Source organism: Klebsiella sp. FDAARGOS_511 (assembly GCF_003812845.1).
Lineage (GTDB): Bacteria > Pseudomonadota > Gammaproteobacteria > Enterobacterales > Enterobacteriaceae > Klebsiella > Klebsiella grimontii.
In genome coordinates this window covers 764,243-778,982 of sequence record NZ_CP033824.1, presented here as the reverse complement: position 1 = coordinate 778,982, position 14,740 = coordinate 764,243, and the positions used below count along the sequence as shown (strand labels likewise).

The 14,740-nt window shown below is 51.0% G+C and carries 14 protein-coding genes and 1 pseudogene; 11 read left to right on the top strand and 4 right to left on the bottom strand.

Annotated features, from left to right (window positions below; genetic code table 11):
• Positions 1 to 31 precede the first annotated feature (31 nt).
• Positions 32 to 931: a DMT family transporter gene (locus tag EGY08_RS05000; protein ID WP_004131109.1), complete on the bottom strand. Its 900-nt coding sequence runs from the start codon at positions 929 to 931 to the stop codon at positions 32 to 34.
• Positions 932 to 1,143: 212 nt separating this feature from the next.
• Here EGY08_RS05000 and EGY08_RS04995 point away from each other — a divergent pair, with 212 nt between their 5' ends.
• Positions 1,144 to 2,235, top strand: coding sequence for an iron-containing redox enzyme family protein (locus tag EGY08_RS04995; RefSeq protein ID WP_004131111.1), 1,092 nt, complete (start codon positions 1,144 to 1,146; stop codon positions 2,233 to 2,235).
• Here the strand turns inward: EGY08_RS04995 and EGY08_RS04990 are convergent.
• The 3 genes and pseudogenes from EGY08_RS04990 to EGY08_RS04980 all read right to left on the bottom strand — a co-directional run bounded on the left by EGY08_RS04990 (position 2,215) and on the right by EGY08_RS04980 (position 5,305).
• On the bottom strand, positions 2,215 to 2,793 hold the full coding sequence (locus EGY08_RS04990; RefSeq protein ID WP_004131113.1) for a TetR/AcrR family transcriptional regulator: 579 nt from the start codon (positions 2,791 to 2,793) through the stop codon (positions 2,215 to 2,217). The two genes, EGY08_RS04995 and EGY08_RS04990, sit on opposite strands and share 21 nt — an antisense overlap.
• Before the next feature lie 431 nt (positions 2,794 to 3,224).
• Positions 3,225 to 3,936 (bottom strand): annotated as a pseudogene (locus EGY08_RS04985) (aminotransferase class IV); the annotation flags it as partial.
• A gap of 442 nt (positions 3,937 to 4,378) precedes the next feature.
• Positions 4,379 to 5,305, bottom strand: coding sequence for a LysR family transcriptional regulator (locus tag EGY08_RS04980; RefSeq protein ID WP_004131117.1), 927 nt, complete (start codon positions 5,303 to 5,305; stop codon positions 4,379 to 4,381).
• Between the two features lie 158 nt (positions 5,306 to 5,463).
• Between EGY08_RS04980 and EGY08_RS04975 the strand changes: the two genes are divergently transcribed.
• From EGY08_RS04975 to EGY08_RS04930, 10 genes are all read left to right on the top strand, one after another.
• Positions 5,464 to 6,552 carry a 4-oxalomesaconate tautomerase gene (locus EGY08_RS04975; protein ID WP_123828291.1) on the top strand — a complete coding sequence of 363 codons (1,089 nt, stop codon included), beginning with the start codon at positions 5,464 to 5,466 and terminating at the stop codon, positions 6,550 to 6,552.
• Between the two features lie 94 nt (positions 6,553 to 6,646).
• On the top strand, positions 6,647 to 7,885 hold the full coding sequence (locus tag EGY08_RS04970) for an MFS transporter (protein WP_004131122.1): 1,239 nt from the start codon (positions 6,647 to 6,649) through the stop codon (positions 7,883 to 7,885).
• Between the two features lie 79 nt (positions 7,886 to 7,964).
• The gene (locus EGY08_RS04965) at positions 7,965 to 8,828 is read left to right on the top strand and encodes a fumarylacetoacetate hydrolase family protein (protein WP_004131124.1); all 864 of its coding nucleotides are present in this window, start codon (positions 7,965 to 7,967) and stop codon (positions 8,826 to 8,828) included.
• A 63-nt stretch (positions 8,829 to 8,891) separates the two neighbouring features.
• Positions 8,892 to 9,965: a [citrate (pro-3S)-lyase] ligase gene (gene citC / locus EGY08_RS04960; protein ID WP_049112758.1), complete on the top strand. Its 1,074-nt coding sequence runs from the start codon at positions 8,892 to 8,894 to the stop codon at positions 9,963 to 9,965.
• A gap of 24 nt (positions 9,966 to 9,989) precedes the next feature.
• On the top strand, positions 9,990 to 10,280 hold the full coding sequence (citD, locus tag EGY08_RS04955) for a citrate lyase acyl carrier protein (RefSeq protein WP_004131130.1): 291 nt from the start codon (positions 9,990 to 9,992) through the stop codon (positions 10,278 to 10,280).
• Complete coding sequence (gene citE, locus EGY08_RS04950; RefSeq protein WP_024359623.1) at positions 10,280 to 11,155, top strand: citrate (pro-3S)-lyase subunit beta; 876 nt, start codon at positions 10,280 to 10,282, stop codon at positions 11,153 to 11,155. Before citD ends, citE begins: the two co-directional genes overlap by 1 nt.
• 33 nt (positions 11,156 to 11,188) lie before the next feature.
• On the top strand, positions 11,189 to 12,709 hold the full coding sequence (citF, locus tag EGY08_RS04945; protein ID WP_087828854.1) for a citrate lyase subunit alpha: 1,521 nt from the start codon (positions 11,189 to 11,191) through the stop codon (positions 12,707 to 12,709).
• Positions 12,706 to 13,254 (top strand): citrate lyase holo-[acyl-carrier protein] synthase, encoded by a 549-nt coding sequence (gene citX, locus EGY08_RS04940; RefSeq protein ID WP_087828853.1) that lies wholly within the window; start codon positions 12,706 to 12,708, stop codon positions 13,252 to 13,254. Before citF ends, citX begins: the two co-directional genes overlap by 4 nt.
• Positions 13,229 to 14,101, top strand: coding sequence for a triphosphoribosyl-dephospho-CoA synthase CitG (gene citG / locus EGY08_RS04935; RefSeq protein WP_004131135.1), 873 nt, complete (start codon positions 13,229 to 13,231; stop codon positions 14,099 to 14,101). The genes citX and citG overlap by 26 nt, the downstream gene beginning before the upstream one ends.
• A gap of 32 nt (positions 14,102 to 14,133) precedes the next feature.
• Positions 14,134 to 14,700 carry an RBBP9/YdeN family alpha/beta hydrolase gene (locus tag EGY08_RS04930; protein WP_123828290.1) on the top strand — a complete coding sequence of 189 codons (567 nt, stop codon included), beginning with the start codon at positions 14,134 to 14,136 and terminating at the stop codon, positions 14,698 to 14,700.
• The last annotated feature ends 40 nt before the right edge of the window (positions 14,701 to 14,740 follow it).

The window sequence follows — 14,740 nt, the reverse complement described above, 5'->3', positions numbered from 1 at the left end:
TAATATTGATTAAAACGTGGCGTTATTATTTTTAATGCGGTGCTGTTTTTTTAGCGAGTGAACAAATAGCGATCCCGGTCAAAATTAGCAGCGTGCTCAGTAAGTGATAGAGGTGCGGCTGGGTGTGTAAAAACAGAATGCTTAATATGCCGCCAGATAGCGGAATAATATGGGTATAAATCTCCCCGCGAGTGGCGCCAATGGCCGCGATGCCTTTATTCCAGAATAAGTAGGCCAGCCATGAGGGGAAAATAACCAGGTACGCCAGTCCGGTCAGGAAAGCGATATCGTGGTACGAAGCGAATGAGGTCGCGGGATGCCGCCACAGCCAGAAAATCACCACCGGAAGCAGAATAAGGGCACCGAGAAGCGAACTGACGGCGACGAAAGCGTTGGCGGGGATACGACGATCTTTGTTACGTAACAGAGAGCAATATACCGCCCAGCTCAGCGCGGACCCCATTGCCCACAGATCGCCCTGGCTAAAGCCTTTTAGCCCCTCAGCGTTGGTCAGATTGCCGTGCAGAAGCAGCAGGAGGACGCCTGCGGTGCTAAAAAGTACCCCCCACCAGTTACGCGCCGACACCCGGTCGCGGAAAATCAACCGATTAATAATAAGCACCATGCAGGGGGTCGCAGACATGTAAATCGCTGCGTTCAGCGCCGAAGTCGACTGCAGGCCAATATAGAGAGTTAAGGGAAAACTTACCTGCCCGCACAGCGTTAAAATCAGCAGCGTTGGCGCATTTTGGCGGAACAGCAGGCGACTGTCGCGGATTTGCCGCTGATAGAGCAATACCAGCAGTATCGCGGTCAACGCCCATCTCGCTTCGGTCATCAGGATCGGGTCCGCGCCCTGAACGAGAATATGCCCTACGACATAATTCCCTCCCCAAAACAGGGCCGCCAGCGTGAGTAACAGGTAAGGCATGCTGATTCCTTGCATCGCTTCGAACTGTACTAAATGGTAACTTTATTTTTTTTAATATATCAATTAAATTTTATTATTATTTTGGTTTTTGCTATTTTTTGTTTAAAAAACAAATAATTAAAAATTTGTTACGCATGTGCAAAAAATCTGATTGCAGCATATATATCTGTACGATAACGTATCTATACCATGCATTATACAGGGATAAATCGATGCGTAAGACAGAAAATGGTTTCACCGGGAATGAACAGCATTCCGCAATGGCCAGGCTCTCTCTGGATGACATGATTGACCAGCTTCTCCACAGCAACGCGCTTTCACTAAAACTTACGGCCAATCCGCTACTGGCCGACAGAGTCTGGTACCTGACCGAAAACACCTGCATCAAAGCTTTTACCGCCAACGATCCGCAGGCTAAAAAGCGTGCCCACGGCGCGCTGTTTAAACTGTACCAGGCATGGCTGGCGGAGCCGCTATCGGCAGCGGCAAAAAACCAGTTCCATCCCTTGCTCTGCGGGATTAGAAGCTACATCGAGTCAGAATGGCTACGGGTGGAAAAAAAACGGTTCGCATTCCCGATACCCGCGCTTAACGCCGGCAATATCGTTGAGGAACTTCGTGACCTCTGTCAGAAACACCCGGCCTCGCACCATCCTCTGTTTGATTTTCTCGCTTCTTCTGCTTCCGTTACGCAAATAGACTATTTCTTCAAAAGCGATAGCGCGCTGAATCTGCTGTTTTTCGATCTGGTGGCAATGGGGCTGGTCGGTTCTCTGCCTGAAACGCGCGCAGAGATTGCCCAGAATCTCTGGGATGAAATAGGCCAGGGCAGCCAGGAGATCACGCACGTTAATCTGTATAAGGATTTACTGAAGAGAAGGGATATTGCGTTGCCTGAAAACCATTTTGCCCATCTGTACGACTGGCAGGGGCTCGCTGGCTACAACGCGTTTATGTTGGGCGGCGTTAACCGTCAGCATTACTACAAATCGCTTGGCGTCATGGCGATGACGGAACTGTTGGATCCGCCGCAGTACCAGAAGCTGGTGACAGGATGCCGCCGTATCGGGCTATCGGATCGCGACGTCCATTATTACTCAGAGCATATCGAGGTTGATATCGGCCATGCGGATGGATGGCTGAATAACGTTATCGTACCGATCGGCAATAAAAATCCGGCTGCGCTGGAAGAGGTCTACTCTGGCGCAGCGCTGCGTCTTCAGACTTGCTGCGATTATTACGATTGTCTGCTGGAGGCGTTACGCACGCTCGCTGACCGCGAATCAGAGGGTGCCGCCCTCTGAATAGATAAGCGCTTTCGCCGCGCTCCAGGCCGTTATTCCGGGAGGGATCTCCCGGCACTCCGATGACTCGGCCTGTTGGGCGGCAATCGCGCCATCAATCAGCATAAGCATCATCATCGCCACCCGTTCCGCAGGCTCTGGTTTTAATAGCCCGATGAGGATGTCGCGGAAAAACTGGTAGAGTCGCGATTTAAACTGTGAACATATCGTTCGGATAGCGGGAGACGAGGTCCCGTATTCAAACAGGGCGCGGGTGAACATGCAGCCGTGAAAATCCGCACAGGTGAACCAGTTATTGTAGTATTCAAAGACGGCAAATAGCTTCTCACGCCCCGTGGGCTTATCCGCGGTAATGTCCTGCAGCGCCTGCATAAACTCACACTCTTTCTGCTGTAAAATATCAAGAATGAGCGCCTCTTTATCCGGATAGTAGCGGTAGAACGTCATTTTGGAGATGCCCGCGTTCTCCGAAATTCGGTCAATACTCGGCGACTGATACCCCTCTTTGTTAAACAGGGACATAGAATGGCGGATAATTTCCGCTTGTTTTGGCTTCATACTGTTTCCCGTTGAAGGTAGTAATACAGAGGGCTTTGGTAGATAGCAGTCAGCAGTTGATATGTCGGGCGGGCATCGCAACGATGCAGACGCAATGTTATCCCGGTACCGATATCCATGCCCCAGCGGTGGGCGGCATGAGTGAACGCGTTAACCCATCAAAAACGTACGTCGATTCTTACATCCGGCCTCGAAAAAAGCAAAAATCCTCAGGCCATCTCAGTTGCGCATGAAACAGAAATACGCAGGCGTCGCCATTTCATGCCCTTATGCCCTTCACCTTGCGCTCGGGACGGATAAAGAGAGGCCGGGTAGAAGTTAGCATCCCCCCCGAACAGGGGGTGATGTTTTTGTGACACAAGTCATAAAATAACGCTCGGTTATTGTGATGTTACTTGCAGTCAATGGATTTGAATTTAAATCGACCCGCGCTATCTCTGCGGGTTTTTTTTCGTCCGGCGATTGTCGGTGGGCGGCGACTCCACCTGCTGTAAATAATCCTGATACCAGCCGCTGATGCATTGGGTCACGGGATTTTCGTTGAGGTCGAAGCGCCTGCCGTCGAGCCTGCTCACCGGGGTAATACCTGCCAGCGTTCCGGTGACAAAGCTTCGTCAGCAGTGAATGCTTCGACAAGGCTAAAGGATCTTTCCTGCACGCCGATGCCCTGCCGGCGCGCCAGCGACAAGATCGTGCGGTGGGTAATACCGTTAAAGCAGTACAGGCCGTGTGAGGTCCACAGTTTGCCCCGGCATACGAGAAAAAATTGGTGGAATGGCAGCTGGCGACGAAACCATGAGGGTCCATCATCAGCGCTTCATCTGCACCGGCAATAGCGTCTGAATCTAATGCAGCGGCTGTGGGAATTAAGACGCAAATCGAAGAAATCCGGCGCGCTGGTACGATAGGTCGAGGTGAACAAGGCATGGCCTCGCCGTTTGGCCTGTTCATCAACAACCTTATATTCCGCTACGCAGACGATAGTAGCGCCACCGAGGATAAAGCGCGGGTCCTGATTTGGCGTGAGCTTTTTGCCGCGGGTGACCATGAGTCGCAGAGGGCGCCGTCCGTCATACCGTTGATCTTCAGCGTGTTGTACATCATATCGGTTAGCTCATCACGACTATGGCCGAGCCCCACTTTTCCATCTGCGTGTGGGCAATGCGTATCTATGAATTATTCCTGGCATATTTTTACCCTGATGAGAAAGTCATTTGTGAAAACAATGTATTACGCGAACACGATGACGGAGTTTGTTATCAGTGCATTATTGTTCTTCTGGTTTAACTCATGCCCGAACGTTATTTACTGATACCTAAGCTGTTTAGCTTAATCATGGCGTGTTGCACAGATTATTGATAACTCAATACGCTATCGTTTTAAGGTGGTTTATTCCTGTCGCCGAATTTAAAAACACCGAACGGGTGGGAGTCATAGCTTGCGGGGTCGTTAAAAGTATCACTTCTGACCGGCAGGCTCATCAAAGAGCGGCAATATTTGCCCGACGAGCGTCCCGGCCTGAAAATGATATCGCCATGCCCCTTACGCAGCGTCTGGCGATAGAGTGCAGAAGATGAAAACGGCTTTAGCGGGTAAATTTCCCTATCCACGGGCTGCTTGTATCCTGTGACCAGAGTTGTAATAGCATCTCCCTGAACTTTTCCGCTGCAGGGCTAAGCGCCGTTTCTCTGCGCAGCACGAGACCGAGCGTGCGGCGAATAACCGGCTCAACGAGTGGACGGCTGACAAGAATGTGATGCTCATCGGTCGGCATGGCCAGACTGGGAACCACTGCCACGCCAAGCCCTGCTTCTACCATACCCAGCGATGTCGACAGATGCCTGACCTCATAGAACCAGTTGGGCTTCCAGTCCATATTCTCCAGCGCTTGATCGATCAGAGAGCGGTTACCGCTTGAGCGTCTAACGCCAATAAGCCTGAAGTTGGCCAGGTCTTCCCACAAGATCAGCGACTTCTGCGCCAGTTCGTGATCCCGTCGGCAGGCTAATACGAAAGGCTCATTGACCAGCGGCGAGAAATCAATATTGGGATGTGTGATGTTTATCATGTTTATGCCGAAATCTGCGTCACCGTTTAAGACAGCTTCAAGACAATCGCTGGCGCTGTGCTCGAGGATTCGGATACGGATATTAGGATAGTGGTTGTTATAGTCCCTGATGACGGAGGGGAGGAAATAGAACGCTGCGGTGGGGAGACAGGACAGGGTGACGACACCGCTTTGATGAGTGGCCATTTCTTTAATACTCAGGATTGAGCTTTCATAAAAATCTATTAAATTCTTTGCCTTAGGTAAAAACTCTCTGCCTACAGCCGTGAGTTTGATGTTTCTGGTTGTCCGTTCAAATAGCGTAGCTCCAAGCTGCTCTTCAAGTTTTTTGATCCGCCGCGTTAACGCCGGTTGGGATGTGTGAAGAAAATGTGATGCTCTTGTGAAGCATCCAATTTCTGCAATTTTAACAAACGCTTGTATACCTTGAAGATCGTGCAGCATAAGATTTCACTCCAGACTTTGTCGCGATGCAAACACACTAACCTAACCGCTATTTATACGCAAAACGTATTAATGGTTGGTTTTATTGGCATTAGCATTATGTATTCGTCTGTGGAATCCTGACATTGCTCTTATCAATGCGTGAAACGAGAAACATAATGTTAAAGATTCCTTGTGTACTGATGCGTGGCGGTACTTCGAAAGGCCCGGTGCTTCTGGCCAGTGATTTACCGACAAAAATTGAAGAACGCGATGCTGTGCTGCTGGGCTTAATGGGCGCGGGTCACGAACTTGAAATTGATGGTATTGGCGGCGGCAGCCCCCAAACCAGTAAAGTCGCGATTGTTAGCCCCTCGGACAGTCCGGATGCTGATGTTGACTATTTATTTGTCCAGGTGATGGTCAACGAGCGTCGCGTCGATACCACGCCCAACTGCGGTAACATGCTCTGTGCCGTAGGACCCTTTGCGATTGAAAAAGGCCTTGTTAAGGCGCAAAGTCCGGTGACGACAGTGCGAATTCGCAACCTGAATACCGGTACGCTGGTAGATGCGGAAGTACAAACGCCGAATTTTTATGTCAACTATGAAGGCGATACGCACATTGATGGCGTTCCGGGCTGCGCCGCGCCGATTGGCCTGACTTTCCTTAACTCCGCTGGATGCAAGACGGGAAAGCTGCTGCCAACCGGTAACGTCGTCGATGTGATTGATGATGTGGAAGTCACCTGCATCGATATGGCGATGCCGATGGTGCTGATTAGGGCAGAGCGGATGGGAAAAAGAGGAGACGAATCACCGGCCGACCTTGATGCTGACAGCGCCTTTATGACTAAGCTGGAAACGATTCGGCGTAAGGCGGGTGCGAAAATGGGGCTGGGCGATGTTGCCGATAAAGTGATCCCAAAACCGGTTCTGCTGAGTGAACCCGGCGCAGGCGGGACTATCAGAGTTCGTTATTTTATGCCTCATACCTGCCATAAATCTCTGGCTATCACGGGGTCTATCGGCATATCCACGGCCACCATAATTGAAGGGTCGGTAGCCCATCACATTGTGGCCGGTCAGCCCAGGACGCCGTATACCAATATAATTAATATTGAACATCCAAGCGGGAAAATTTCCGTATCTTTACTTAAAGAGGGAAATGACATTGAGAAAACACGTGCCGCAGTGATTAGAACCTCCCGTAAATTATTTGAAGGCACGGTTTGCGTCCCGGAATATGTTTTAGCGGAGGAGTTATAAATATTTTATATCATTAATGCGATGAAGTACTGATGTCCTCTAGCGTGTAGTTGCTACATAACTCTGTACCTAAAAAAATAATGTCGAGGATTTTATGGCTATAACTCATACGAAAGATAACCAGCTTAATTCTGCTCCCGTCAAGGTCAGTAATTATATTCGGATCATCCTGGCCCTGGCGCTATCCGGCCTTGCAGAATTAGCCTCACTTTTTTTTATTCAACCTCTGTTACCGGTTCTGGCCGTCGAATATGATGTGCCGGTTAGTCAGGTGAGTATCATTCTTTCTGCAGAAACGGCGCTTCTGGCGATAGGATTATTATTCACCGGGACGCTGTCCGATCATTACGGCAGAAAAAAATTAATTATCGTTTCGCTGCTACTTGGCGGACTGCTGACGATGCTCTGTCCTCTTGTCGAATCATGGGCGATGCTGGTGGCTCTGCGTGCGGTCATTGGTCTGGCGCTCAGCGGTATCGCTGCTGCCGCAACCGCCTATATCAGCGAGGAGGTCGCGCCGGTGGTGGCTGGGGTGGTCACTGGATACTTCGTCTTTGGTAACTCGATGGGAGGGATGTCCGGGCGTATTGTGGCCAGCCAGCTGATCGACCATATCTCAATAAACACCATTTTCTATGGTTTTGCGATCAGCCTGATTTTGGTTGCTTTGCTGGTTAACTTTTTGCTCCCGACGTCTCGGAACTTTAAGCCAACGCAAAACCTTAACGTTCTTCGTGTAGTGAAAGGCGCTGCATCTCACTTTAAAAATAAAAAACTGGCGTTAGCTTTTGTGATTAGCTTTATCATTTTTGGGGTATTTACCTCTCTCTATAACTACCTGGCTTTCTTCCTGAAAGGCGAACCGTTTCATATTTCTCCGGCGAATGCGGGCCTGCTCTCCTTTAGCTTTGCCTTGAGCTTTTTCACCGCCCCTCAGGCGGGACGCCTTTCCGCAAAATACGGCAGTATGAGAGTCCTGCGCGCGCTGTTTGTAATGATGGCGCTGGGAATGTTGCTGACTTTAACCTCTAACGTCGTCACCTTTATTATCGGCGCGGTTGTTTTTACCGGCTGTTTCTTTGGTTGTCACTCCATTGGCTTAAGTTGGGTAAGTAAAAATGCAACGCATGCACGAGGCCAGGCCGTCGCGCTGTATCTGTTCTTCTACTACATGGGCGGCTCAGTGATTGGTTTCGTGAACGGTTTTGTTTTCCACTCTATGGGCTGGCAGGGGATGACGGGATTCATTATTGCACTACTGGCCGTGGGTGCGGTGGTTGCAACGTATTTGTCTTCCAGCGAAACAAAAGCCATGGTTCCGGTTGAGTCTTAAATTCTTTGTAGCGAAGTAAATTACTCACGTCATATCCAATGGCGTGAGCAAAGAAATTCAATGTTAGTAAGGTGTCATCATGAAATTAGCAAGCTATGTTCATCATGGTCGTAAGAGTTATGGAATTTTGACGGAGACAGGCATTATTGACCTGGGTGGCAAAATTGGTCATCAATATAGTACGCTGAAGGACTTGTTGCAGTGGGGCGCCATTGAGATTGCCGGGCAGTATGTTAATTATCCGGTCGATATTATGATGGCTGATATTACTTTTTTACCCGTTATTGAAAGCCCTGGGAAAATTATCTGCGTCGGTATGAATTATGCGGAAAAAAGAAAAGAGTTTTCTGAAACCAACGATGCACCGACCCTTTTCGTTCGTTTCCCTGACTCGCAAACCGGGCATGCAACGCCGATATTAAAACCCGCGCTATCTAATGAATTTGATTATGAAGGCGAACTGGCCGTTATTATTGGCAAACCGGGTATGAATATCGAGACCGACGCTGCCCTGAGCCATGTTGCCGGCTATAGCTGCTATATGGATGGATCGGTACGCGACTGGCAGCATGCCTGGTTTACCGCCGGGAAAAACTGGCGGCAGACCGGCGCATTTGGGCCCTGCCTGACAACCGTTGATGAAATACCCGATCCCCACCGCTTGTCTATTCAAACCTATTTGAATGGCATCATGGTTCAGAATGATTCGACGAGCAATATGATCCATAAAGTCGCCGATCTGATTAGCTATATCAGTACATTTACTGCTCTCAGCCCCGGCGATGTCATTATTACCGGCTCCCCAGGCGGCGTCGGTAAAAAAAGAACCCCCCCTCTCTTTATGCATCAAGGCGATCGGGTCGAGGTGGTTATTGAAAATATTGGTCATCTCATGAATACGATTATCGAATCAAAACCGCAGCACGAAATGCAGATGTCGTAGTCTCCGCAGGCTCGGGCAAGATTATTTTTTGACGCCCATTAAGGTATGGGCAGGAGAAACAAGATGTACACCGACCAAACGCTAGAATTCGAGAAAGTGGAAACTAGCAACGGTACCTTCAGAGAAGAAATCATTCTCTTTCTGAAGAACAATGGATTAGGTATCGACGGCGACATTGAGCAATTTGTTGTCGCACGCTGTCAGCGGCAGCTGGTTGCCTGCGCCGGGCTTGCGGGGAATACGTTAAAATGCATTGCGGTTGCCAGAGAATGGCGTGGCACAGCGTTAGGCCTGAAAATCATTCATGAAGCGGAGTTGCAGGCTATTCAGAACGGCGAACATCAGCTTTTTCTTCTGACGTGTCCGGATAATGTGCGGTCATTCCAGGGATGCGGATTTTATCCTTTGGTCACACTCGATAACAGAGCGACGCTGATGGAAAATTCGCCGGTTGGCATCCATCGCTACTGCCGTCAACTGCGGGGCCAGCATTTGGTGACCGCCGTAAATATCGGCGGGATTGTGATGAATGCAAATCCCTTTACGTTAGGGCACCAGTATCTGATTGAGCAGGCGGCGAAAGCGTGCGACTGGCTACATGTCTTTGTCGTTGAGGAAGATCTGTCCACGTTTTCTTTTCGGCAACGGTTTGCCATGGTTCAGGAGGGTTCACGGCACCTGCCAAATATTACTGTTCACCCTGGCTCAAAATACATTATTTCTCGAGGAACATTTCCCGGTTACTTTCTCAAAGAAAAACAAATCATTAATGAGGTGTATGCCGCAATAGATTTGCTTATGTTCCGCCGTTACATTGCTCCGGCTTTAAATATTAATCAGCGCTTTGTTGGCACTGAACCCTTTTGCAAGGTGACCGCGCAATATAATGATGCAATGCATCACTGGCTGGAGGATGAGATGACAATACCTGCCGCCAGTATCAAGGTGAATGAGATTCAGAGGATGACCGATATTAATAATCTTCCCATCTCCGCCTCTGCGGTCAGGAAATTATTAAATCACGAAGATATGCACACCGTTAAAAGTATGGTGCCAGCGACTACCATGCCTTATTTATATAAATGGTTATCAGCGAATCAATCAAAGCAGCCCGATTTGGATATGGTCGATGCTTAATAAATAATTGTTCAGGATATTTATATGAAAATATTACATGCGGCAATCGCCGGGACGCTCGAATCCAGCGACCTGGTTGTCAAAGTCAGCCCCTACGATGATGGGCTCGATATAACTATCAACAGTGAAGTGTACAAACAATTTGGTGAACAGATTACGGCAGTGGTCAATGAAACACTTTCCATATTAAACGTTACGCAGGGCCAGATTATTGTGGAGGATAAGGGCGCGCTGGACTGTGTTATCCGCGCCAGAATGCAGGCGGCGATTTTACGGGGAACGGCCAGCAACGAAATTGCGTGGGAAAAATTATGATGAAAAAATTACGTCGCAGCATGCTTTTTTTACCGGGTTCAAGCGCCGCTATGCTTTCAACCGCCTTTATTTATAAACCCGATTCAATCATGTTTGACCTGGAAGATGCGGTCTCGTTGAAAGAGAAAGACAGCGCGCGGCTGCTGGTGTTCCATGCGTTACAGCATCCTATGTATAAAGATATTGAAACCGTTGTCAGGATTAACCCGCTGAATACGCCGTTTGGCTTAAAAGACCTCGAAGCGGCGGTGCGCGCCGGCGTCGATGTTATCCGTTTACCCAAAACCGATACGCCGGAAGATATTTATCAGCTTGAGCGTGAAATTGTGCGTATTGAAGAGAGCTGCGGCCGTCCGGTGGGCTCTACGCAGCTCATGGCGGCGATTGAATCGGCGGTGGGCGTCATTAATGCCGTCGCTATCGCCAGGGCATCTCAACGCCTGATGGGAATTGCGCTGGCGGCGTTTGATTACGTCATGGATATGCAAACGGAACGCGGCGACGGTACCGAGCTGTTTTACGCGCGCTGCGCGGTATTACATGCGGCCCGTGGGGCAGGCATTGATGCGTTTGACGTGGTCTATGCCGATATTAATGACGAGGCCGGCTTTTTGAAAGAAGTGGATTTGATTAAGCGTATGGGCTTTAACGGTAAGTCGCTTATTAATCCGCGGCAGATTGAGATCTTACATAATGCCTATGCCCCCACTCAGGAAGAGGTTGATTACGCGGAGCGTGTTATTGCCGCGGCCGAAGAAGGGGAGCGTAGCGGACTTGGGGTGATTTCACTGAACGGCAAAATGATTGACGCGCCGATCATCAACCATGCCCGGGTGGTTATTGAACGCAAAAATGCCTCCGGCATCCGTCAATAATCTCCATTCAGTCACCAGCAACAGGATTTAACTATGAATCAATTAACAGAAGTCCTTCATAATATATCCGGCGCCCAGCACCAATATGAGGTATTTTCCGGCGCAAATACCCATACGCCCTATCTTGCGGATACCCGGCAAAAATATCAGCGCAAACTTTTCGACACGCTGGATGAGGTTTTATCGCGCTGCGATTTACGCGATGGGATGACCGTTTCATTTCATCACGCCTTCCGCGAGGGTGATAAAGTGATTAACTACGTTATGACCCGGCTGGCGGAAAAAGGCTTGCGAGGGTTAACGCTGGCGTCAAGTTCCCTGATGACCTGCAACACGCCGCTGATCGAGCATATTAAACAAGGCGTTATTAGCAAAATCTATACCTCCGGGATGCGCGGTGAATTAGCGGATGCGATTTCACACGGCCTGATGGAGGAGCCGGTACAGATCCACTCGCACGGCGGTAGGGTCAATCTGATTGAAAAGGGTGAAATTAATATTGATGTCGCGTTCCTCGCGGTCTCCTGCTGCGACGAATATGGCAATGCCAGCGGCAGCGGCGGCAAATCCCGATGCGGTTCGCTTGGCTACGCGATGGTCGATGCAAAATATGCCCGCAAAGTGGTTTTGCTGACGGAAAGCATCGAACCGTTCCCCTATATGCCGGCCAGCATTATTCAGGATCAGGTTGATTATATTGTCAAAATCGACAGCGTAGGCGACCCGGCGAAAATCAGCGTTGGCGCCGCGCGCGTGACCAGCAATCCGCGAGAGCTGATGATCGCGCGGTCTGCTGCGGACGTCATTGAGCATTCCGGTTATTTTCGCGATGGCTTTTCTCTGCAAACGGGATCGGGCGCGGCGTCCACCGCCTGTACGCGATTCCTGGAATCCCGCATGAGGAAGCACAATATCGTCGCCAGCTTTGCCTTAGGCGGCATTACCGGCAGCATTGTCGATCTGCATGAAAAGGGACTGATTACTAAGCTGCTGGATACACAAAGTTTTGATGGCGCGGCGGGGGAGTCGCTGGCGAAAAATCCGCACCACGTTGAAATCTCGACCAGCGTTTACGCCAACCCGGCGGCGAAAGCCGCCTGCTGCGACCGCGTGGATATCGTCATTTTAAGTGCGCTGGAAATTGATACGGATTTTAACGTCAACGTACTGACCGGCTCCGACGGCGTGATGCGCGGCGCGTCGGGCGGACATTGCGATGTCGCTGCGGCGGCAAATTTAACTATCGTGGTCGCGCCCCTGATCCGCAGCCGTATTCCCACCGTCGTCAGGCACGTCACAACCCGCGTAACGCCGGGAGAGAGCATTGACGTGCTGGTCACCGACCACGGCATTGCCGTGAATCCTGCCCGCCCGGAAGTCAAAGAGAGGCTGACGGCGGCCGGTTTGCCGGTTGTTGATATCGAGGCGCTTTATCAGACATCGCTGGTGATTTCTGGCGAACCGAAACCGATCGAGTTTACCTCGCGCATTGTCGGCGTCGTGCGTTATCGCGATGGCAGCGTCATTGACGTGGTAAGGCAGGTGAAAGAATGATCGACGAAACGACAAACGCTTCCTGCGCCTCTATCACTCTTGAGGAAGTCCTTAAAGCCAGAGAAGCGCGCGCGAGTGTACAACAGGCGTGGCTGCGCCGCTTTGAACAACCGATGGTATCCACCACGCTCGTCTGGCCCGGCGAGGTAAAAGATACGCCGCTTGCCCGGCAGGTTATGGCGCAGGCGACGCACGCGTTCAGCCAGCTGCTGCGGAAACATCGCTGGGACGTTTCCAGGCACGAGGTTAGTTTTCAGCCCACCGGGCCCGAAGCGTTCTGGTCCATAGCGGCGCCTGCCTGGATGATCAAGCACGTGACGGCGCATCTTGAAGATCATCATCCTCTCGGGCGTCTGTGGGATATCGATGTCTTTTGTCCCACATCCGGATTAATTAAGCGCAGCGCGATCCGACAGCCGATGCGCAGATGCTTCATTTGCAATGAGGCTGCCCACGTCTGTTCCCGTATGCGCCGCCATTCTCAGAATGAACTTGCGCAAGTGATTGAGGATTTAGCCTATGACTACTTTCGCGGTGAACGCTGAACGGGCTGAGCAACGGGAAAGCATTGCCTGGCTGGCTGCCGAGGCGATGTATCGGGAAGTGAGATTAACGCCAAAGCCCGGGCTGGTTGATGGCGAGAACAATGGCTCGCATCGTGATATGAACATCGCGCTGTTTATGGCCAGTATTCGCGCCGTCTCGCCCTGGTTCCCCCGCTTTTTTGCGCAGGGAGTGGCGACCGCGGATTTGCCTGCCCCGCAGACGCTATTAGCGATAAGGCCCACAGGACTGGCCTGCGAACAGGCGATGTTCAACGCCACGGGGGGAGTCAACACCCACAAAGGCGGCATTTTTTCCCTCGGCCTGCTGTGCGCCGCCGCAGGGCGCCTTGTTAAGCGCAACCAGATGCTTAGCCAGCGCAATTTGTGCCGGGAAACCAGTGCGATGTGCGCGGGCCTGGTTAGCCATGAACTGAAAAAAAATGGCCTCGCCAAAACCAAAGGCGAGCATATTTTTCAGCGCTTCGGGTTTAGCGGCGCGCGGGGTGAGGCGGAGAACGGTTTTTATACCGTCAGGCAGTTTGGGCTGCCCCAGTGGCAGAAAGCGCGGCGGGAGGGGCTACCTGAGCAGGATGCGCTGCTCAGAATGCTGCTGGCCCTGATGGCCTTCAACCCCGATACCAATGTGGTGTCCCGGGGCGGGCTAAGCGGCCTGCAGTATGTGCAGCGCTATGCAAAACGCATTCTGAAGATGGAACACCTGGCGGGTGAAAAGCTCAGAAAAGCGCTGAGACACATGGATAAGGCGTTGATTGATAGAAATCTCAGCCCTGGCGGCAGCGCGGATCTCCTTGCCGTTGGCTGGGTACTTTCCCATTACCCGGCCTGACGGGCGGTACTGAACGTGGAGAGGAAAGCTTAATGACTACCCAACGTCTGGAACAGCTGCGCGAAAAGTTGACGATTATTCTGGTGCCGGGCCTGCGAGACAGCGATGAGCATCACTGGCAAAGCTATTGGAGTCGTCGTTTTCCGTATTGGAAGCGGATAAGCCAGCGGAACTGGCTGGAGCCGGATATTGATGCCTGGGTGTCCGCTATCCGTCGGGAGCTGGCTACCTGTAAGCTCCCGGCTGTGCTGGTCGGGCATAGCTTTGGGGCGCTCGCCGCATGTCGCCTGATTCAGACACAAAAGGTGAATATAGCGGGTATCGTCATGGTTGCGCCTGCGGAGCCATCGCTCTTCGAACTGGACGAGGCGGTACTTCCCGAGCGTCTGCGGACGTCCAGCCTCATGTTTGCCAGCCGAAACGATCCGTTAATGACCTTTAAGCGAGCGCAGTACTGGGCGGAATGCTGGGGAGGACGTTTAATCGATCTGGGTGACGCCGGGCATATTAATGCTGAGTCCGGATTCGGCGACTGGAATTATGGTCTGGAGCAGTTAGCAGCATTTTGTGAAGGGCTACCGCAATTTATTAAAACTTAATGTTACCAACCGAATATCGCGATTACATAAACAACCTTCA